The sequence below is a fragment of the Tianweitania aestuarii genome, assembly GCF_018457165.1.
Lineage (GTDB): Bacteria > Pseudomonadota > Alphaproteobacteria > Rhizobiales > Rhizobiaceae > Tianweitania > Tianweitania aestuarii.
The window spans coordinates 496182-514811 of the sequence record NZ_JAFMNX010000003.1 but is presented as its reverse complement, the minus strand read 5'-3'; the positions used below and the strand labels follow the sequence as shown (position 1 = coordinate 514811).

17 protein-coding genes are annotated in these 18630 nt (G+C 60.3%); 3 read left to right on the top strand and 14 right to left on the bottom strand.

Features of this window, described 5'->3' with window-relative positions:
• Positions 1 to 5: 5 nt before the first annotated feature.
• The 5 genes from JYU29_RS14255 to JYU29_RS14235 are packed head-to-tail and all read right to left on the bottom strand — an operon-like array spanning position 6 to position 4704.
• Positions 6 to 1340 (bottom strand): NAD(P)/FAD-dependent oxidoreductase, encoded by a 1335-nt coding sequence (locus JYU29_RS14255; RefSeq protein ID WP_213985466.1) that lies wholly within the window; start codon positions 1338 to 1340, stop codon positions 6 to 8.
• Positions 1330 to 2274: a branched-chain amino acid ABC transporter permease gene (locus JYU29_RS14250; RefSeq protein ID WP_213985465.1), complete on the bottom strand. Its 945-nt coding sequence runs from the start codon at positions 2272 to 2274 to the stop codon at positions 1330 to 1332. Before JYU29_RS14250 ends, JYU29_RS14255 begins: the two co-directional genes overlap by 11 nt.
• Positions 2271 to 3179, bottom strand: a complete 909-nt coding sequence (locus JYU29_RS14245) for a branched-chain amino acid ABC transporter permease (protein WP_213985464.1) — start codon at positions 3177 to 3179, stop codon at positions 2271 to 2273. The genes JYU29_RS14250 and JYU29_RS14245 overlap by 4 nt, the downstream gene beginning before the upstream one ends.
• Positions 3179 to 3910, bottom strand: coding sequence for an ABC transporter ATP-binding protein (locus tag JYU29_RS14240; protein ID WP_213985463.1), 732 nt, complete (start codon positions 3908 to 3910; stop codon positions 3179 to 3181). Before JYU29_RS14240 ends, JYU29_RS14245 begins: the two co-directional genes overlap by 1 nt.
• Positions 3907 to 4704, bottom strand: a complete 798-nt coding sequence (locus tag JYU29_RS14235) for an ABC transporter ATP-binding protein (protein WP_213985462.1) — start codon at positions 4702 to 4704, stop codon at positions 3907 to 3909. The genes JYU29_RS14240 and JYU29_RS14235 overlap by 4 nt, the downstream gene beginning before the upstream one ends.
• Positions 4705 to 4789: 85 nt before the next feature.
• Here JYU29_RS14235 and JYU29_RS14230 point away from each other — a divergent pair, with 85 nt between their 5' ends.
• Together JYU29_RS14230 and JYU29_RS14225 are read left to right on the top strand one after the other, a co-directional pair.
• Positions 4790 to 5182 (top strand): RidA family protein, encoded by a 393-nt coding sequence (locus tag JYU29_RS14230; RefSeq protein ID WP_213985461.1) that lies wholly within the window; start codon positions 4790 to 4792, stop codon positions 5180 to 5182.
• Between the two features lie 32 nt (positions 5183 to 5214).
• Entirely contained in the window at positions 5215 to 5967 is a 753-nt protein-coding gene (locus JYU29_RS14225) for a GntR family transcriptional regulator (RefSeq protein WP_213985460.1), read from the top strand.
• A gap of 506 nt (positions 5968 to 6473) precedes the next feature.
• On the opposite strand, the gene JYU29_RS14220 is transcribed toward JYU29_RS14225, so the two are convergent.
• The 9 genes from JYU29_RS14220 to JYU29_RS14180 form a co-directional block, all read right to left on the bottom strand.
• Positions 6474 to 7514, bottom strand: a complete 1041-nt coding sequence (locus tag JYU29_RS14220; RefSeq protein WP_213985459.1) for a zinc-dependent alcohol dehydrogenase family protein — start codon at positions 7512 to 7514, stop codon at positions 6474 to 6476.
• 917 nt (positions 7515 to 8431) lie between these two features.
• Positions 8432 to 9808 (bottom strand): M20/M25/M40 family metallo-hydrolase, encoded by a 1377-nt coding sequence (locus tag JYU29_RS14215; RefSeq protein ID WP_213985458.1) that lies wholly within the window; start codon positions 9806 to 9808, stop codon positions 8432 to 8434.
• Positions 9805 to 10767 (bottom strand): ABC transporter ATP-binding protein, encoded by a 963-nt coding sequence (locus tag JYU29_RS14210; protein ID WP_213985457.1) that lies wholly within the window; start codon positions 10765 to 10767, stop codon positions 9805 to 9807. The genes JYU29_RS14215 and JYU29_RS14210 overlap by 4 nt, the downstream gene beginning before the upstream one ends.
• Positions 10764 to 11747, bottom strand: a complete 984-nt coding sequence (locus tag JYU29_RS14205; RefSeq protein ID WP_213985599.1) for an ABC transporter ATP-binding protein — start codon at positions 11745 to 11747, stop codon at positions 10764 to 10766. The genes JYU29_RS14210 and JYU29_RS14205 overlap by 4 nt, the downstream gene beginning before the upstream one ends.
• The gene (locus JYU29_RS14200; RefSeq protein ID WP_213985456.1) at positions 11747 to 12649 is read right to left on the bottom strand and encodes an ABC transporter permease; all 903 of its coding nucleotides are present in this window, start codon (positions 12647 to 12649) and stop codon (positions 11747 to 11749) included. Before JYU29_RS14200 ends, JYU29_RS14205 begins: the two co-directional genes overlap by 1 nt.
• On the bottom strand, positions 12646 to 13617 hold the full coding sequence (locus JYU29_RS14195) for an ABC transporter permease (RefSeq protein WP_213985455.1): 972 nt from the start codon (positions 13615 to 13617) through the stop codon (positions 12646 to 12648). The genes JYU29_RS14200 and JYU29_RS14195 overlap by 4 nt, the downstream gene beginning before the upstream one ends.
• Positions 13614 to 14765, bottom strand: coding sequence for an acetylornithine deacetylase (gene argE / locus JYU29_RS14190; RefSeq protein WP_213985454.1), 1152 nt, complete (start codon positions 14763 to 14765; stop codon positions 13614 to 13616). Before argE ends, JYU29_RS14195 begins: the two co-directional genes overlap by 4 nt.
• On the bottom strand, positions 14762 to 16216 hold the full coding sequence (locus JYU29_RS14185) for an ABC transporter substrate-binding protein (RefSeq protein WP_213985453.1): 1455 nt from the start codon (positions 16214 to 16216) through the stop codon (positions 14762 to 14764). Before JYU29_RS14185 ends, argE begins: the two co-directional genes overlap by 4 nt.
• A 270-nt stretch (positions 16217 to 16486) precedes the next feature.
• Positions 16487 to 17194: a GntR family transcriptional regulator gene (locus JYU29_RS14180; protein ID WP_213985452.1), complete on the bottom strand. Its 708-nt coding sequence runs from the start codon at positions 17192 to 17194 to the stop codon at positions 16487 to 16489.
• Between the two features lie 228 nt (positions 17195 to 17422).
• On the opposite strand from JYU29_RS14180, the gene JYU29_RS14175 reads away from it, so the two are divergent.
• Positions 17423 to 18628, top strand: coding sequence for a pyridoxal phosphate-dependent aminotransferase (locus JYU29_RS14175; protein ID WP_213985451.1), 1206 nt, complete (start codon positions 17423 to 17425; stop codon positions 18626 to 18628).
• The last annotated feature ends 2 nt before the right edge of the window (positions 18629 to 18630 follow it).

The following is an 18630-nucleotide window of genomic DNA, read 5'->3' as shown; positions in this document are numbered from 1 at the left end:
GTTTGTTAGGCTGCCGATTGCCGGTTTGCGTGAGCCCGGTCTTCTTGTGTTTTACGGATGGCTCGCCTGTCGGCCCGGTCGCCCTGCAGGAGAAAGGCCGAGGGTGCCCATCGAGCCAGAAAGGGTGCCGGAACAGCCGAAGGCGCGCCCAGCGGAATCGGCAGATCATCCAGAGAATGGCCTTCCAGGAGAGCCTTGCCGATCATCTCACCGGTGACGGTTGTCATAGCCACGCCACGGCCATTGCAGGCTGTGACGCCTAGAAAGCCTGGACCAAGATCAACCAGATGCGGCAGGAAGTCGGTCGTAACGGCGGCCGTGCCACGCCAGATATGATCGACGCGTGGCACCGCCGGCAGGCGCAGTTCGCGCGCCAGCCGCGTCACGATGCGCCGCGCCATTCGGGCTTCCGCGCCAAAATACGGCACCACCGCCATGCCGCCCGAGATCAGCCGGTGGTCGGCCGTCAGGCGGAAGGTGAAGATGTTTGCACGGGTGTCCGATAGAGGCTCGCGATTCGGCGAAAAGCGCGCGATCACGGCAGCATCCAGCGGCTCTGTTGCGATCTGATAGACGTTGAGCGGGATCACGGTGCGTCCAAGCGCCTTGGCTGCCCCGAGCGTATGGGCATTGGTGCACATCAGCACCTTTGGAGCGTCGACATGGCCTGAAGCTGTTTCAACCCTCCAGCCTGAACTGCGGCGGGTTATGTTGCGTGCAGCGCTGCCCTCGAACAGCCGCGCGCCTGCCTTTTGCGCCCGTCGAGCAAGGGCTGCGGCATGAGCGACGGGATTGATGACGCCACCCGAGCGATCGAAAAGCGCGCCGTGATAGATGTCGATCCCGGTACGGCGAGCTGTTTCTGCCGCGTCCAGCCATTCCACGGGTCTGCCCAACGCCGCCCAAGCCTCGACCCGTGCTTGAACAGTCTTTGCCATTGCCGGTGAGTGGGCGGGTTGCAGCCAACCGTTTTGTTCGGCCTCCGCTCCCAGATCCGCTTCGCGAGCCAGTTCAAAGACGCGGTCGGCTGCGCCGCTGACCATGGCAAGCAAACGTTTGCCGCGCTCCGGTCCGAGTTTTGCCAGGACTTGCGCCGGATCTGCCTTCGAGAAATTGGGCACAACGAAACCCGCGTTGCGTCCGGAAGCCGAGTGCGCCAGGCCTTCGGCCTCGAGAAGCACCACATTCGCGCCGCCCTCGGCCAAGGTGGCCGCGGCAGCCAGACCTGTGAAGCCTCCCCCAACAACGACGACATCAGCTTGCAGTCCGCCCTGCAGCGCAGGACAGTCGGGCAGCGGCACCCGAGAATGCCAGAAGGTGTTGGGGCGGCTAATTGGCATGGCGTGAAATCGTTTCGGATTCCCCGATCAGGCCGCGGGGTCGGAACAGCAAGGTCAGGACGATCAACAGGCCAATCAGCATGGTCTGGATCGCGCCACCTTGCGACTGAAACTGCACCGGCAAAAGCTTGCTGACCGCCATGCCGCTGACCGACCACAGGCCCCACACCGCGAAGGCTCCCACAAAAGCCCCTTTCGTATTGCCCGAGCCGCCGACGATCAGCATTGCCCAGATCTGGAACGTCAGGATCGGCAGGAAGTCCAGCGGGCTGACAAAGCCGATGAAGCCGACATAAAGCCCGCCAGCCAGGCCCATGAGGGTGCAACCAAGCACGAAAGCCTGCAGCCGCACCATGGCCGGATTCTTGCCGAGCGAAGCAGCCGCGGTTTCATCCTCGCGCACCGCTTTCAGCAACCGTCCCCATGGCGACCCCAGCGCAGTCTGAAGCGCCAGGTAGACCAGCGCGGCCATGCAGGCGACGAAGCCGAGATAGAACAGATTGAACCCGTTGGGGCTGTCGAACATGGAAAACAGCGGGCGCGGCAGTCCGATCAGGCCTTGTGCGCCGCCGGTCAGGCCTTCGAAGTTCAGAGCCACCAGCTGAACGGAGATCGCGATCCCGAAGGTAGCAATGGCAAGATAATCATCGCGCAATCGCAGCGCTGCAAGCCCAACAATCAGCGCGCCGAGGCCGGCGGCCGCCATGCCTCCAATCAGTGCAATTGGGAACGGCAAGCCGAAGCCGCCGATCAAGGTCGAGCGGTCGGGCCCCATCAGGACGGCGGTGCCATACGCGCCGATGGCATAGAACGCCACCACGCCGGCGTTGAACAGGCCGGTATAGCCCCATTGCAGGTTCAGCCCCATCACGACAATCGAATAGATCAGCGTCACGATCAGGAAAAAAACGAGGTAAAGCAGGATCCCGGTCATCTCACGGCTCCTTTTGCCGATCCGAACAGGCCGGTCGGTCTCAGGTAAAGAATGAGGAGGAGTAGCAGGAACGGCACGGCCATCTTGTAGCCGGGTGGGATGAGGTAGATCGACAGCGACTCCGCCAGTCCCACAATCAGGCCGCCCAACACCGCGCCATGGACATTGCCGACGCCGCCCATGATCGCCGCGGCGAAAAGGGGCAAGAGCAGGTGGAAGCCGATCTCAGGCCGGATCTGCACTGTTAACCCGTAGAGCACGCCGGCGAGAGCCGCCAGCGCGGCACCGATAATCCAGGTCCAGCGCAGAACGCGCTCGCTGTCATAACCGTAGATTCCCACCAGCTGCGGGTTTTCCGCATAGGCACGCATGGCAAGGCCGAGCCGCGTGAATTTGAGGAAGAGGTGCAGGCCGACAACGATGATGATCGTCAAGCCAAGGGTGAAGACCTGATCGGGCATCACCCGGAACAGGCCGCCAACCCTGATCGCTCTCTGCAGCGCGGTCGAGTAGTAGGTGGCAGCTCCACCGAACACCAGAAGAATGGACATGCGCACCAGCAGCGACACGCCGAAGGAGCCAAAGACCACGGTCATCTTTTTCGACCGCGCCCGCAGCTTGCGATAAACGAGGCGGTCGATCAGCAGCGCCAGAACGGCAGTGGCGGCCATGGCAACGACCGTCGCCAAGATCAGGGGCAGGCCGAAGGACAATGGCGCAAGCGGCCCCATGAACGCGCCCGTAAGCCCCAGCACGGCCAACGCGATATAAGCGCCGAAGGTGATCAACTCGGCATGCGCGAAGTTCGGGAAGCGCAGTACGCTCATTGTCAGCGTCAGCCCGATCGCACCGAGAGCGATGATGGATCCGGTGAGGATCCCGTCTGCAAGAACCTGAAAGAGCATCAGTGTTTGCGCCCCCCGCCGCCCAGATAGAGTTCCACGATTTCGTCCATGGCGCTCAGATGCTCCGGAGTGCCGTCCAGTCGATTGCGGCCTTCCGTCAGCACATATGCGCGGTCGGCGACCGAAAAGGCGGCCTTGACGTTCTGCTCCACCATCAGGATTGCGACGCCGTCGTGCACGAGCGCCTTCAGGCGGCTGAAGACGTCGGAGACCATCAGTGGCGATAGTCCGGCGCTGGGCTCATCCAGCATCAAGAGCTTGGGGCTCGTCAGCAGCGCACGGGCGACCGCCAGCATCTGCCGTTGCCCGCCCGACAAAGCGCGGGCAGGCACGTTCCGGAAGCGTGTCAGATCGGGAAAGGCTTCGTAGGATCGAGCCAGTGCCTGGCCCGCCTGCCCGCGCGACAAGGCTGCCGCACCCAGGCGCAGATTTTCGTCGATCGTCAGGCTGGTGAAGACATTGTTGGTCTGCGGCACGAAGGCCAGTTCGGCTTCGGCCAGACGGTGCGGCGGCGTGTTGGTGACGACACGCCCGGCCAACTCCACCTGCCCAGACCAGATCGGCACGATGCCGGCGATGGCCTTCATCAAAGTTGATTTGCCCGCACCATTCGGACCGATCAGGGCAACGAACTCGCCTGCGGAAACCTGGATCCCGGCACCATGCAGGATGGGCAGGCCCGGACGATAACCGCCAACCAGATCGCTGGCCGTGAGAAGTGGCATGCTCATGCGACACCCCCACCAAGATAGGCCTCGATGACCTTCGAGTCCGCCGTGACCTCGGAGGGTCGCCCTTGCGCGATCAGGCGTCCGGCGGCCATGACCGCCACATGGTCGCAGAGCGACATGATCACATCCATGTTGTGCTCGATGATGAGAAAGGTCAGCCCCTGCTTACGCAGCTCGGCAATGCGATCGACGATATGGTCCAGCAGCCCAGGGTTTACCCCTGCTCCAGGCTCGTCCAGAAGGATGATGGCTGGGTCGCCCATCAGCACGCGCGCCAGTTCAACCAGCTTCTGCTGGCCGCCCGAGATCGCACCGGCCAATTGCCGCTCGACTTTCGTCAGGCCACAGAACTCGATAATGGCGCGCGCCCTGTCGCGCAGGGCTTTTTCCTCACGCGCGACGAGGCCTGGACGCAACCAGGTGTTCCAGAACTGCTCGCCTGCTTGGCCTGCTGGCGTGACCATCACGTTTTCCAGAACAGTCATTTCCGCGAAGGGGCGCGGGATCTGAAAGGTTCGCAGCAGCCCGTGACCGAAGATCCGGTGCGGTGCCAGACCATCAATCCGGATGCCGTTCAGCATCACTGAGCCGGAATTGATCGGCAGTGTCCCTGCGACCGAATTGAAAAGCGTCGTCTTTCCCGCGCCATTGGGCCCGATGAGGCCGGTGATGCCTCGCGCCTTGACGGTGAAAGACACGTCATCAACCGCTCGGATCGCGGCAAAGCTACGCACGACGTTCTCGATGCGCAGTTCCCCGCCGGTACGGCGTGAGGCTTGCCAAGCAACTGTCATCTGGTTCCCCGTTGCTTTCTTATATCGTTTGATCAAAGTTAGACGCGATCAGATCGTTTGATCAAGATGCTTGAAGGATAAAATAATGGCAAAGCGCTGGACCATCAGCTCAGGATCGCGGTTCGAGGAGCTAGCCGGCTATTCGCGTGCCGTCGTCGATGGCGATTGGATCTTCGTTTCGGGTACGGCAGGGTTCAATTTCGAGGATGGGTCGATCTCGGACGATGCCGTCGAGCAGACACGCCAGTCGCTGCGCACGATTGCCGACACGCTGGCAAAGGCTGGCGCGAGCATGAGCGACGTCGTGCGTGTTCGGGTGTTCATCCGTGACCGCGCCGATGTCATTCCGGTCAGCCGCATCCTGGGCGAAACCTTCACCGAAAACCGCCCAACCAACACAACCATCTTGTGTGGCTTCGCCGAGGAAAGCATGAAGGTCGAGCTTGAAGTCACCGCGCGGACACGTTCCGAGCCGTGATCTCCGTTCAACGCGCAACCTTGAAGGCCTGAATGCCCGCAAAAACAAAGCGCCAGCACCCTGCGCGGCCGAACTTATCGCCCGTGGTTACCCGAACAACCGTGGGCGACCATGTCTACGAACAGCTTCGCAGTGCACTGATGTGGGGGCAGTTTGAGCCAGGCCAGTCGATAACAATCGACAGTCTGGCGCAGGAAATGGGGACATCGCATATGCCCGTGCGCGAGGCGCTGCGGCGCCTTGCCGTCGACAACGGCGTGGACATCACGCGCACCGGTACGGCACGTGTTCCCGAAGTTTCGCGTGAGCGGCTGGATGATATCTGCCGTGCGCGGATCGAGATCGAGGGGCTGGCCGTGGAGCTCGCTACCCTGAAGGCGTCGGATGCCGATCTCGATCGGTTGAGCGTTTTGATGCGTGATCATGAGGCCGCGGCGGCATCCGGCGAAGTTTACGAGATGCTGCACCGCAATCACATCTTCCACTTCAGCCTTTACGATTTGGCTCGATCCGACGTGCTCTCGCGCTTCATCAGCGTGCTTTGGCTGCAGATGGGCCCTTACATGCGCCTTCTGACCCACAGCATCGCCGGCCGCTATGGCGCACCCACCGCACCACCAGAAGAAAACCGTCACCCGGCCATCATGAAGGCGCTTCGCAATAAAGATGCAGCCTTTGCAAGGCAGCTGCTGGGAGAAGACATTCGTATCAGCCAGCATATGCTGCAGTCGATCTGCGCCGCCAGACTGGATGAAGAAACGATCAGCGACCGCCCTCTGATGTAAGTCAGACGTTCAACGTCGTTGTTCTCGGATAAGTCCGATCAAGCTCTGTATCTTTTCACCTGCTTCGGAAGAAACCCTTCATTCTCACTTAGGTCTTGCGGTCGCGCTTCAGAAGCAAGCTCTTCTTCCGCTCCGCAGACCTTTGAAAGGCTTGGCTGCCGTTGGATCGCTGAATTCCGTAGGTTATAGCCCCACAAGCATGCACAAATCCGAGGCTCGGAAGCTGCGTGGCTCGAAAACTAGCCTCCCCGCATTACGAGGTCCCAGCCGGCGGACAGGACGACGTCGCAACCAGCCGCACGAGCTTGGACGAATATGAAGCGGATCAGATTTTCGTCAGGAGCGAGCTACCATGCAGCAAACCCGGACCAACGCCGACTTCCCTGTTCCTGAAAAGCGGAGCCCTCTCCCTGTATTGGACTGCACTTGGCTCTGGCAGGGCTGCGGTCCTACGAATGCGCTCCATGCTCATGGGCGTGGCGCAACATTCCGTCAGTCGCGGGGGATCAGAACCTCGAAATGATGCTGATCCCCAGATCCGGCGAGGCTTCCATGCCCACGAGAGCGTCCACCGCATCGTCCAGGCTGATATGGCGCCCGATCAGCTTCTGGGGTTGCAGCGTGCCGGCGGTGATCATGGACAGCATGGCGTCGTAGCGCCAGGCCTGCATGCCATGGCTGCCGAGGATCTCGAGCTCGTGCGCGATCACCTGTGCCATGGGGATCGATGGCGCCGTGTGATCGCCCAAAAGCAGACCCACCTGAACATGGCGGCCGCGGCGGCGCAGGTTGCGGACGGAGTTGAAGCATGTGGTCGGCGCGCCGAGCGCATCAAGCGACAGATGCACGCCGCCGCCGCTGATCGTGCGCACCGCGTCCACCACATCGGCCACCTCGCCTGCGTGAACCGTCGCGACAGCACCCAGCTGCTTCGCGAAGGCCAGCTTTTCGGCTGAAATGTCGATCGCGATCGGCTGCGCACCCATGGCCGCCGCAATGGTGATGGCCGACAAGCCAACCCCGCCGCAGCCATGCACGGCAACCCATTCGCCGCCACGCACGCGCCCCTGATCGACAACGGCACGAAACGATGTCGCGAAGCGGCAGCCGAGGCTCGCGGCGGTGGCGTAGTCCATCGTTTCCGGCAGAACAACCAGATTCTGATCGGCGAAGTCGATCGCCACATATTCCGCAAACGAGCCCCAATGGGTGAAGCCGGGCTGGAACTGATGTTCGCAAACCTGTTGGTTGCCGCTCCTGCACTCCCCGCAGCCGCCGCAACCGGACACGAAGGGAACTGTGACGCGGTCACCCTCGCGGAAGCGAGAAACGAGGCTGCCGCGCGCAACAACGGTGCCGGCAAGCTCATGGCCGGGCACATGCGGCAGTTCGATGTCGCTGTCATGTCCCTTCCAGCCGTGCCAGTCGCTGCGACAAAGCCCGGTGGCTTCAACCTTGATGACCACGCCCCCCGGCGTTGGCGTCGGGTCGGGCAAGGTGCGGATCTCGGGCCGGGCGCCGAACGCCTCGAACATCATCGCGCGCATGAAAGAAAGCTCCGTGGGTTCGGTGACATCGCTTGGGCCACCATGGGTGAGGTGTCAGCATCGTCAATGACGAAGCGTTCAGCGAGCACGCCAAGGCGACACAACTCAGCGCTATTAGGCAAAAGGTGGTCGAAATCTACCGAGAATTCCGCACTCGCAGATTTTTCAGGTTTAGCCATCCCGACGGGAAGAGGTGCCGTGGGTCGGCAAAACGTCACGATGCGCAAAGCTGTCATGCCGTCGCACCAAGTGCATCCGCCGGAATAAACCAAGCGAACAACCGTTCTGTTTCACTTCAGGGATGACAATGAGTGATGGTGCCGCTTGCGTGACTCAAACACGCGATCCCCGCATTACGGATTGGCCGTTAGTGGGTTGGACTTGGTGGCATCGCGTTGCCCCTTGTTGCGGTGAGCCTTTGAGCTAGCTCTTGCTTTCTCGCTCACAGTTGTACAGCGCTTGCTGGTGTTGGACGCTGCGCCCCTACTAACAGCCGGTTACCTGAGCTCGCTTATCCATTATTGAGCTTATTGACCCGCGCGGCGGAATGCTGCGACCGCGTCAGAGCCAAGCGTTTACGCAAGGTCACCATAACAGCGATATGACTTGCTGACGAAGCAGATGTCCAATTTGCCTTGCGCGACCGGATCAAGACTGGCGATCGCTTTGGCATCATGATGCCAAAGCGATCAGAGCGTCTTGAAGCCGTCAACCAGGCTTCTTGCCGATCTGAAGAAGGATGGCACGCTAGCGGAAATTCATCAGAAATGGCTGGGCGCGGCGCCTGAACCTGTTAGCTCAACCGTTACGGTTCTCGACATTCCCGCCGCGAAATAATAGCCATCCAAGTGGCAGCGGCTTAGCCGCTGCCACTCTGGCTCATCAGGCTTGCGCTTCCGCCAAGACCGACATCGCCCTCAACTCGCGCCGTCGCCGATATCCCAATAGATTCCTGCCATGATCCGCAAGCCCTCTTCGGCGATCGCAATCGGCAGGTGTTCGTTGGGCGCATGCTGGGCGCAGCCGGGATAGGAATGCGGCACCCACACAGTGGGCAAGCCGAGATCCCGGGCAAAGATGTCGTTGGGCAGCGATCCGCCGAGGCTGGGCAGAATGGCCGGCTGATGTCCGACCGTGCGTTCAATCGACGTCGCAACCGCTCTCACCCAGTCATGATCCGGATCAAGCCTGGTCGCCAGGAAGATCGCGTCATGCGGTTCATGCACGATCACATTGCCGAAGCCGGCATCGCCCAGTGCCTGTCGCACGGCCGGCACTACGGCCTCGACATCAACGCCGAGGGGAAAGCGCAGCTGCAAGCGCGCTCTGGCACTTGGTGGAATGGCATAGAGCGGCTCGGCCAGATTACCGCACGCCATCTCCATGATCTCGAAGCTGCTCCAAGCGAAAACCTTTTCTTCCGCCGTCAGCCCCGGCTCACCCCACCAGTCCTCGATCGCCGGATCGTCCGGTTGCGGCGTCACCTTCAACCGCGAAAGATGGGCGCGAACATTGTCGGGAATGGCGCTCGGCGTAAGGCCGGCAACCTTGATCTCGCCCTTGCGGCCGATCAAAGCGGCAATCGCATGGCAAAGCTCGACACCTGGATTGCTGAGCAATCCGCCCCAATTGCCGGAATGATAGTAGTTTTCGCGCGCCTTGATCTCGATGTAAAAGGAAACGCCGCCGCGCGCCCCAAGAAAAATCGTCGGCTTGTCGCCCGCCAAGCGCGGGCCGTCAGACGCAATCAGCACGTCGGCGGCAAGTGCCGCCGCATGCACACGGCAGATCTCACGCAACCCAAGAGAGCCAGACTCTTCGCCCATTTCGATCAGGTATTTGAGATTGAAGCCAAGCTTGCCGCGGGTTGCCAGCAGTGCTTCCAAGGCTGTGAGATTGACGTTGAGCTGGCCCTTGTTGTCGGCGGTGCCACGGCCATACCAGCGACCGTTGCGCTCGCTGAGCTCGAACGGGGAGAGCCCCTCGCTCCATCCGTCCAATCCCGCAACCACATCACCATGACCGTATTGCAGAACCGTCGGCAGATCGGCACCTTCGAAGCGTTCGGCAAGAAGACATGGACCTGGAGCATCGGGATGGGTCAGCAAACGTGTCGTAAACCCCATTGCAGCAAACAACGGGATCAGCTCGTCCACGAGGAAACGCTCCAAGTTAGGCTTGGCACTGAGAACACGGCTCGCGGATCGAATGGCGACGAACCGCGCCAGGCGATCTTGGAAGGAACCATCGCCGATGGTCGCTTGGGCCCGCTCGATTGCCTGGGCCCGGCTCATGCCGGCACCGACAGGCTCTTGGGCGTCAGATCGAAATGGCAGCGCACCTCGCGGGCCGCTTCCCAACGTAAGGGCGGCGGTGTTTCGGCACACAGCGGCTGGGCATAGGGACAGCGCGTGCGGAACGAGCAGCCGGATGGCGGCCGTGAGGGATCGGGCAGTTCACCCGGAATAGGGTGCAGCGTCCGGTCGATCGGGTCGAGATCTGGGGCGGCATCGATTAGCAGGCGCGTATAGGGATGCTTGGGATTGGTGAAGATGTCATCGGCGGAAGCCAGTTCCACCAGTTCGCCGAGATACATCACGCCGACACGGTCGGCCATCAGGCGCACGACCGAAAGGTTATGCGTGATGAACAGGCTGGTGAGCCCCAGCCTGGACTGAAGATCGCGCAAGAGGTTGAGGATCTGCGCTTGAACCGACACGTCCAGTGCGCTTGTAGGTTCGTCCAGGATGAGAAAGTCGGGTTCGCCGGCCAAGGCGCGGGCAATGGAAATGCGCTGGCGCTGGCCACCCGAAAAAGCCTGCGGATACTTCACGCCGTCTGCTGGTGAGAGGCCAACCTGTTCAAGCAATTCGGCGACACGCCCGGCAACCTCCCCCTTCGGGCGCAGTCTGTGGGTGCGGATCGGCTCGGCGATGATGTCATCCACGCGCCAACGCCCGTTGAGGGACGAGAACGGGTCCTGAAATACCATCTGCAAGCGGGGCTTCACGCCACGAAAGGCGATGTCGCCTCCTGTGGGTTCCAGCAACCCACCAATGACGCGCGCCAAGGTGGACTTTCCGCAGCCCGATTCACCGACCAGGCCCAGCACCTCGCCGCGCGAAATGGAAAAACTGACATCGCGAACCGCTCGGAGGCCACGCGGCGTGCGGCCAAGCAGACGCTCAAATGCACCGGCCTTGCCACCGAAGGTCTTCGAGACGGCCTTGACGTCCACCCCCTCCAGCTTCATGCAGCAGTCCTTTCCGGAAGAGGGTGGAGGCAGGCCGCCTCGCCTGTGCCCAGCACCACGAGAGGTGGAACGACCGTGCGGCAATCAGCCTGAGCGCGCGGGCAGCGCGGGTGAAAGGCGCAACCAGGCGGCAGCGCGTCCACGCCGGGCATTGCGCCCGGTATCGCCACAACCTGCATCCCGCCTTGTCCGTCAGGTGCCGGTGTCGCGCCAATCAGGCCGGCTGTGTAAGGGTGTCGCGGTGATTGAAACAGTGCTCTTGTCGATGCTATCTCGATCAACCGGCCAGCATAGAAGACAGCGACACGGTCGGCCATCTTAGCCACGACACCCAGGTCGTGGGTGATCAGCACCATGGCCGTGCCGGTTTCCTTATGCAGCAAGCGCATGAGGTCGAGCATCTGCGCTTGCACCGACACGTCGAGCGCCGTGGTCGGTTCGTCGGCAATCACGATCTCCGGCTCGGCGCAAAGGGCCAACGCAATCACGATGCGCTGCCGCTGGCCGCCGGACAGTTCATGCGGCGCAGCCTTCAGAATGCGCTCGGGGTTGGGAAGTCCGACGCGGGTGACCCAGTCCAGCGCGCGACCGTGGAGTTCCGAGGACCCAAGCCTCAGATGCGTGCGCATCGTATCTTTGAGCTGCTTGCCAATCGACAGAACCGGATTGAGGCTCGTCATCGGATCCTGAAAGATGAAGCCTACCCGCTTGCCTCGGACACGATGCATCTGGCGCGGCGACATGAGATCGAGGCGATCGCCGCGAAGAGCAATTTCGCCGGCCGTTCTCCGCAAGGGCGGCACAAGCAGATCGATGATCGCCGCACCCGCAACTGACTTACCTGCACCGCTTTCGCCTACAACACCCAGCACTTCACCCGGCGCCACATCGAAGGACACATCGTTTAGAACCGGCAGCTGCGTGCCTTGACGGCTAAGGCCGATCGAGAGGTGTCGGACGGAAAGCAGCGGTTGTTCCATCATGACCGCCCCCGCAGCTTGGGATTGAAGTGATCGCGCAGGTGATCGCCCAGTACGTTGACGGCAATAACCAGCACCACCAGCACCAGGCAGGGCCAAGCCGAGATCCACCATTCGCCCGATTGCAGGAAGGCGTTGCCATTGCGGATCAGCGCGCCGAGCGACGGATGGGTCAGCGGAATGCCGATGCCAAGGAAGCTCAGAGTGGCTTCGGTGATGATGGCAATGCCGAGATTGATGGTGGCTATGACGAGCACCGGCGCCATCACATTGGGAAGGATATGCCACATCACGATTGCTAGCTTGCTCCTGCCGGTGATCTGCGCTGCCGCCACATAGTCCTGATCTCGCTCCACCAGAACGGACGAGCGGATGGTGCGGGCGAACTGGACCCAGAACGCAATACCGATGGCAAAGATCACGATGGCGATGGCGAGTGTTGCACTTCGCTCTCGGCCAACAACGGCGGTGGCGATACCGTCGATCACCATGGCGAGCAGCAAAGCCGGGTAAGCCAGCTGCACATCGGCAATGCGCATGATGACCGCATCGGTGCGTCCGCCTACAAAGCCGGCAAGAAGACCTAAGGCGCCGCCGAGCACGAGCCCAATCAGAACGGCCGAAACACCAACAACTATCGACGTTCGCAGTCCATAGGCCATGGCCGTGATGATGTTGCGGCCCTGATCATCCGCACCTAGCGGAAAAGCGGGATTGCCACCGTCCATCCAAAGGGGCGGCGTGAACGAGTCCATGATCGACATGCCCGCCAGCTGAAACGGATCGGCAGTAAACAGGGGCACAAGGAACGCGTAGGCAAAAAGCGCTGCGATCGCCAACGTGGCTAGGGTCGCGCCGGGTGCGCTGCGGAAGGTGGAAAACAAAGAGCGCGCGACGATCATGCGCTCCTCCGTTTCAAGCGCGGATCAATAAGGGGATAGGAGAGCTCCACGGCCAGGTTGATCAGCATATACACGGCGCCTACGAAGATGAGGTAGATGGCGATCACCGGAATGTCGGCTGACTGCACCGACTGGAGGAACAGCGAGCCCAGACCTGGCCAGGCAAACACGCTTTCCGTCACCACCGAAAAAGCGATGATGTTGCCGAGCTGCAGGCCGAGCATCGTCACAGTTGGAAGAAGTGCGTTGCGGATAGCGTAAACGAACCAGACCCGCGTTTCGCTCAAACCGCGCGCCCGGGCAAAGCGGATGTGTTCGCTGTGGCCGACTTCCATGAGCTGCGTGCGCAGCATGCGTATAACGAAGGTCATCTGGAAAGAGGCAAGCGTAAAAGCCGGCAGGATGATCGCCTGCCATCCTGAAACCGTCAGCAGGCCTGTGGTCCAGTTTCCGAGCTCAACAACCGTGCCGCGTCCGAAGGATGGAAACCAGCCGAGATGCACAGAAAATACGGCGATCAGCAGAATGCCGATCACGAAGTTCGGCAGGGTGATGCCTGCAATCGAAACGAGCATGATGGCGCGCGAAACCAAGGTTTTTGGCTTAACACCGCACAAAATACCGGCCGGAATAGCCAAAACGATGGTGATCAACAAGCTCACGAAGGCGAGTTCGACAGTGGCTGGCAGCCGTTCGGCGATCATCGCACCGACATCTTGCTGAGTACGGTAGGAGAGACCGAAATCGCCTTGAAGAATACCCATGACAAAGGACCAGAAGCGCTGCAGCAGCGGCTGGTCCAGGTTTAAACGCGCGATCAACGCATTACGTTCGGCAATGGTAGCATCAGGCGGCAACAGAACGCCAAGTGGATCGCCGAGCGTACTGATGAGCATGAACGCAACGAAGCTGATCACCAGCAGAACAAGGATGGTCTGCAGGACGCGCTCGACGAAATGCAGGATCATCGCGTTGCCGTATCTGCCAGCTTGATCAGGAAATCGGTACAGGCTTGCAGTTGTTCAGTCGCAATTCCTTCATCCGGCTGGTGAGCATCCGCGATGGATCCGGGTCCGATCACCACAGACGGAACACCGGCGGCCTGGAAAATACCGGCTTCGGTGCCATAGGAGACGGCAAGCGGCTGTTCGCATCCGAGCAGCGCTAACAACTCCGCTTCCAAGGCAGCGTCTCCCGTTGGTGCGAGCGTGGGGATGCGTGCTTGAATGTCGAAGCGGATATTGGCTGCGGGATCAACCGCTTTCATGCCCTGCTCGAGCTTGTTCGCGAAGCCGAACATGCGGTTGAGAACGGCATCGAAGCTCTCGCCGGGAAGAAGCCGCATTTCCCAGAAGAACTTGCAATGTTCGGCCAGAATGTTGCCGTGGCTGCCACCCTCGATCTGGTTGACCTGGATGGTGGAATAGGGCGGATCCAGCGCCTCGAACCTTGGTCCACTGCGCATGTCAGCGTAAATGGCGGAAATTTCCTCGATCAACGACGCCGCAATCATCACTGCGTTAACCCCACGCTCGGGCTGCGAGGAGTGCCCCGGCTTTCCCAGAACATGGGTCCAGCCGATGCAGCCGCCTTTGTGGGCGTTGACGAGTTCCATGCTGGTGGCCTCACCAATGACGGCAAGGCGTGGCTTCAAGTTAGCACCTACCCATTCCGCCATGGGACCCACACCCGTGCAGCCGACTTCCTCGTCATAGGAGAAAGCAAGATGCACCGGCTTCTTCAGGTTCATCGCGGCAATCTGCGGCAGGGCTGCAAGGCAGCAACCGAGAAACCCCTTCATGTCAGTGGCGCCGCGCCCGATCAGGCGATCGTTGATCTCGCGCAACGTCCAGGGATCGCCCGACCAGTTCTGTCCCGTGACAGGAACCACGTCGGTGTGCCCACTGTAGACCAGACCGCCCTCAACTTCGGGACCAATCGAAATTAGTAGGTTGGCCTTCTCGCCCGATGGCTCGGCGAAGCGACGTACCTTCGCACCCTGCGGCAAAACCAGGGACTCGACATGGTCCAGCAGCGCTAGGTTGGAAACCGAACTCACCGTCGGAAAGGCAACGAGCTCAGCCAGGCGGCGGGCGAAATCCGCATCAGCGCTCATTCCGGCACCTTGAACCATGCCAAGGGGTAAGCGAGGTCGGCCAACTGAACCACCTCAACGCCTTCCTTGAGCGCCCACAAGATTTGCAACTGATGGATAGGAATGAAGGAATGGTCGTTCTTCAGGATCGTCAGCGCCTCGTTCAGGAGCGCGCGGCGCTTTTCCTGATCGCTTTCCGTGCCGATCTCCACAGTCAGCCTATCGAGTTCCGGGTTGGAATAGCCACCGATGTTGAACGCGCCCAAGCCAGAGTCCGGATTGCGTGTCGTGGCTAGAGCGGTCAGGAATTGGTGCGCATCATAGGAATAGGGCGAATAGCTCAACAAGGTCAGAGACGTGTTGTACCCGGGCGGATTGATCTGCTGCGCCCAGCGCGCCGTTGGCTGGACCCGCGGCGTAACCTTGATGTTAATCTGCGACAGGAAGGAACCAATCGCCAAGCAGGTCGCCTCGTCGTTGATGAAGCGATCATTGGTGCAGTCGAGTGTAACCTCGAAGCCGTCGCCGTAACCGGCTTCTTCCATCAGAGCCTTTGCGCGCTCAATATCCGGTTTTGTTGGCGTATTAAGCTCGTCGCTCGAACCCTCGACTTCCTTTGCGATCGGCAGTCCGACCGGCGTGGAATAGCCGCGCATGATGCGCTTCTGGATCGCCTCTCGGTCAATCACGAGGTCCATGGCTTCGCGGACCTTGGGATCCTTGAACGGATTGCCCTTGGCGCTGCCATGGATGAGTTCGTCGCGTGCAACATCTGGCTGCAGGTAGACGGTACGCAGGTCCGGCTTCGCCGCGATCTTCAATCCGTCGGTTTGCTCGATGCGCTGCGTATCCTGCGGTGGAACGCCGTCGATCATCTGAACTTCTCCGGACATAAGCGCCGACACCCGGGTCGAGGGATTGGCAATCACGAAGAACGTCGCGCTATCGACGTTACCCTTGATTTCGCCCCACCAGTTCGGGTTTGCCTTGAAGTCCGTGCGAACGCCGGGATCGCGCGACGCGATCACATAAGGTCCGGTGCCCATGGCGTTGCGATTGGCGAAGCCTTCGGCGGAGTTGTCTGCCTGACCAGGCGCTTCTGCGCCGTTCTCACTCGCCCACTCCTGGTCAGCCATCATCCAATTGACGAGTTGGTTCGGCAGGATCGGGCTCGGCTTGTTTGAAATTAGCCGAACGGTGAGATCATCTACCTTCTCGATGCGCGCGACGTCCGAAAGGTGGGAAGACACGCCGCCCTTCTTTGCGCGATCAAACGAGAAGACAACGTCGTCCGCGTTGAACACATTGCCATTGGAGAACTTAACATTTGGGCGGAGTTTGAATTCCCAGGTGAGATCGTCGACCTGATTCCATTCGGTCGCAAGCACGCCTTCCAGAGCAAGATCGGGGCTGCGTTGAACCAGCGACTCGTAGACGTTGTGTAGGACGGCAAACACGAGCGTGTTGGACACAGCATGCGGGTCCAGTGTGTAGGCGTCCAAGGGGCCAGCGAATTTGAATTCGGCAGCATGCAAAGGCAAAGCCGCTCCAATTGCAAGCGTGGCAACGCACGCACGGATCGTCCTCAACGAGCCATTCAGTCCCATCGTTATCGTTCCCTTATTGGCCGATCAACAACCAGCCGTTAAGCCTCTAGCGGGCATGTGACCCAACGATATGAGATCGAAACGCGGATGCAAGCCCTTATTTGATCAAATGCGCAGCTGAGCGAACCCTGCTGATCAGCAGAACTTGCACACAAGGGCCTGGGTCGCTTTTATATCCGCAATAAGGGCTTGTTCCGCTGCCTGACTGTCGCGCCGACAAAGGGCAGACAGAACATCCACGTGGTGTTTGGAATATTGCCCGCCGATATCGCTGCGCAAAAGGTCAGTCATGCGGTCAGACAGAAGGCGCACATAAGGCCCGTATTGAAGCCATAGGTTCTCGATCAGGTTCACCATGACCGGGTTGCCTGCCGCTTCATAGATAGCAAAGTGAAATGCACGATTGGAGGCCAGCATCTGGCCAGATGCGCCGTCTCGCAGTGCTTCGACATGGATGGCCGCGGTTGCTTTCAGCTTCTTTACGGCCTCGTCGCTGATCAGCTCTGCAGCAAGCCGTGCGGCAGTTCCCTCCAAAATACAACGTGCTTGTCCCAGATGGTCCAGACCCGCCGCCGATGTCAGGGGCACCATTGCTGTTCCCGAGGTGCCAATCGACAAAGCGTTCTCCGCCGCCAGCCGCCGCAATGCTTCACGCACCGGCATGTGCGACGTTCCAAACTGGTCTGCCAGTGCAGCAACCGTGAAGCCATGTCCCGCCTCAAACATGCCGGCAATAAGCGCGTCACGCAGTTGCTCATAAACAAGGTCCTGCGTTGTCGAGCGCTTCTTGACTGCACGCAGTCCAGCGCTATCGACGCGGTTCTTCGATGGTGACGTAAGCATGGCGACCGAGCGTGTTCCTTCTCGTTCTTGCTAATCCGCAAAATTTGATCATACGATCATGAGAAGTCAGCTTCGTCAAACCAAGCAACCAGTCGTGCTTTAAACGGGTGCTTTGACAACAAAACAGCTTCAACCCTAAAGCTTCTCCGGTAAGACTTGCCTTGTCCGATCATGACACCGGCTGAGCACCTTGACCGCTTTCTCGAAGCCACAACGAAGGGACCGAACATGTCTATCATCCATGATGTGATGGCTGCGCAAAATGGCGGCAAAACCGCGTTCAGCGGAATTCGCGACCAAATCAAGGATCTTCGCACGGAAAACATCGCACAGTTGGCAGTCAAGGCTGGCCAGCTCGAAGACGTAATTGCACTCTGGTATGGCGAAGGTGACCTCGTGACGCCGGCTTTCATCCGCGATGCGGCGAAAGCTTCGCTCGACCAAGGCGAAACCTTCTATGTCCCCGACATGCGCGGCCACCCTAGGCTTCGCAATGCATTGAGCGCTTACCAGACGCAGCTGCATGGCCAATCGATCGATGTCATGCGTTCAACAGTCGCGCCCAGCGGCATGCAGGCGTTGTACATCGCTCTGGCCTTGATTGCAGATGCCGGCAGCAACGTCGTTTATGTCGCGCCACAATGGCCAAACATCCACAACGCAATCCACCTGGTCGGCGCAGAGCCTCGCGCGGTGGCGCTGGACTTCGATGGCGACTGGCACCTCGACCTGGATAAGCTTTTCGCTGCCTGCGACGCGCGCACACGGGCGATCTTCTTGTCCACGCCAGCCAATCCAACAGGCTGGACGGCTTCTTCTCAAGAAATGGCGGCCTTGCTCGAGTTCAGCCGTAAGACCGGTATTTGGATCATCTCCGACGAGGTCTATGGGCGTCTCTATTTTGAGGGCGATGTTGCCCCCTCAATGCTCCCCATCGCGAACGATGAGGACCGCATCATCACGATCAATAGCTTTTCGAAGGCATGGGCTATGACCGGATGGCGGATCGGCTGGCTGACGCATCCGAAAAGCGTGGTCGACCAGCTTTCTGCCATGACGCAGTATATCAACAGCGGCACTGCGGCTTTCGTTCAAGCCGGTGCGGTGGCAGCCCTCGAGCAAGGGGAGCCGCTGGTCTCGGATATTCGTGGCCGGATCAAGCAAAACCTCGATGTGCTTTATTCGAGTTTGGCTGATGTCCCCTCCATTCTCCTTTCCGAAAAGCCAAAAGGCGGAATGTACGCCTTTATGCGTCTGGAAGGTGTACCAGATGCGCGGGAAGCCTGCACCACGATCTTGGAGAAAAGCCGCGTTGGACTGGCTCCAGGTCACCTGTTCGGGCAATCCTCCGCAGGCTTCATGCGCATGTGTGTGTTCCGTGAACAAACGCTGTTTCAAACGGCAGTGACCCGAATGGTCGAAGCGCTGAACTAGAC

What these genes read in the sequence shown, in the direction of transcription:
- JYU29_RS14195 (WP_213985455.1), bottom strand. Translation starts at nt 13,617, where the DNA reads ATGATCCTGCATTTCGTCGAGCGCGTCCTGCAGACCATCCTTGTTCTG.
- argE (WP_213985454.1), bottom strand. Translation starts at nt 14,765, where the DNA reads ATGAGCGCTGATGCGGATTTCGCCCGCCGCCTGGCTGAGCTCGTTGCC.
- JYU29_RS14255 (WP_213985466.1), bottom strand. Translation starts at nt 1,340, where the DNA reads ATGCCAATTAGCCGCCCCAACACCTTCTGGCATTCTCGGGTGCCGCTG.
- JYU29_RS14220 (WP_213985459.1), bottom strand. Translation starts at nt 7,514, where the DNA reads ATGCGCGCGATGATGTTCGAGGCGTTCGGCGCCCGGCCCGAGATCCGC.
- JYU29_RS14180 (WP_213985452.1), bottom strand. Translation starts at nt 17,194, where the DNA reads ATGCTTACGTCACCATCGAAGAACCGCGTCGATAGCGCTGGACTGCGT.
- JYU29_RS14200 (WP_213985456.1), bottom strand. Translation starts at nt 12,649, where the DNA reads ATGATCGTCGCGCGCTCTTTGTTTTCCACCTTCCGCAGCGCACCCGGC.
- JYU29_RS14175 (WP_213985451.1), top strand. Translation starts at nt 17,423, where the DNA reads ATGTCTATCATCCATGATGTGATGGCTGCGCAAAATGGCGGCAAAACC.
- JYU29_RS14225 (WP_213985460.1), top strand. Translation starts at nt 5,215, where the DNA reads ATGCCCGCAAAAACAAAGCGCCAGCACCCTGCGCGGCCGAACTTATCG.
- JYU29_RS14230 (WP_213985461.1), top strand. Translation starts at nt 4,790, where the DNA reads ATGGCAAAGCGCTGGACCATCAGCTCAGGATCGCGGTTCGAGGAGCTA.
- JYU29_RS14240 (WP_213985463.1), bottom strand. Translation starts at nt 3,910, where the DNA reads ATGAGCATGCCACTTCTCACGGCCAGCGATCTGGTTGGCGGTTATCGT.
- JYU29_RS14250 (WP_213985465.1), bottom strand. Translation starts at nt 2,274, where the DNA reads ATGACCGGGATCCTGCTTTACCTCGTTTTTTTCCTGATCGTGACGCTG.
- JYU29_RS14205 (WP_213985599.1), bottom strand. Translation starts at nt 11,747, where the DNA reads ATGGAACAACCGCTGCTTTCCGTCCGACACCTCTCGATCGGCCTTAGC.
- JYU29_RS14215 (WP_213985458.1), bottom strand. Translation starts at nt 9,808, where the DNA reads ATGAGCCGGGCCCAGGCAATCGAGCGGGCCCAAGCGACCATCGGCGAT.
- JYU29_RS14235 (WP_213985462.1), bottom strand. Translation starts at nt 4,704, where the DNA reads ATGACAGTTGCTTGGCAAGCCTCACGCCGTACCGGCGGGGAACTGCGC.
- JYU29_RS14210 (WP_213985457.1), bottom strand. Translation starts at nt 10,767, where the DNA reads ATGAAGCTGGAGGGGGTGGACGTCAAGGCCGTCTCGAAGACCTTCGGT.
- JYU29_RS14245 (WP_213985464.1), bottom strand. Translation starts at nt 3,179, where the DNA reads ATGCTCTTTCAGGTTCTTGCAGACGGGATCCTCACCGGATCCATCATC.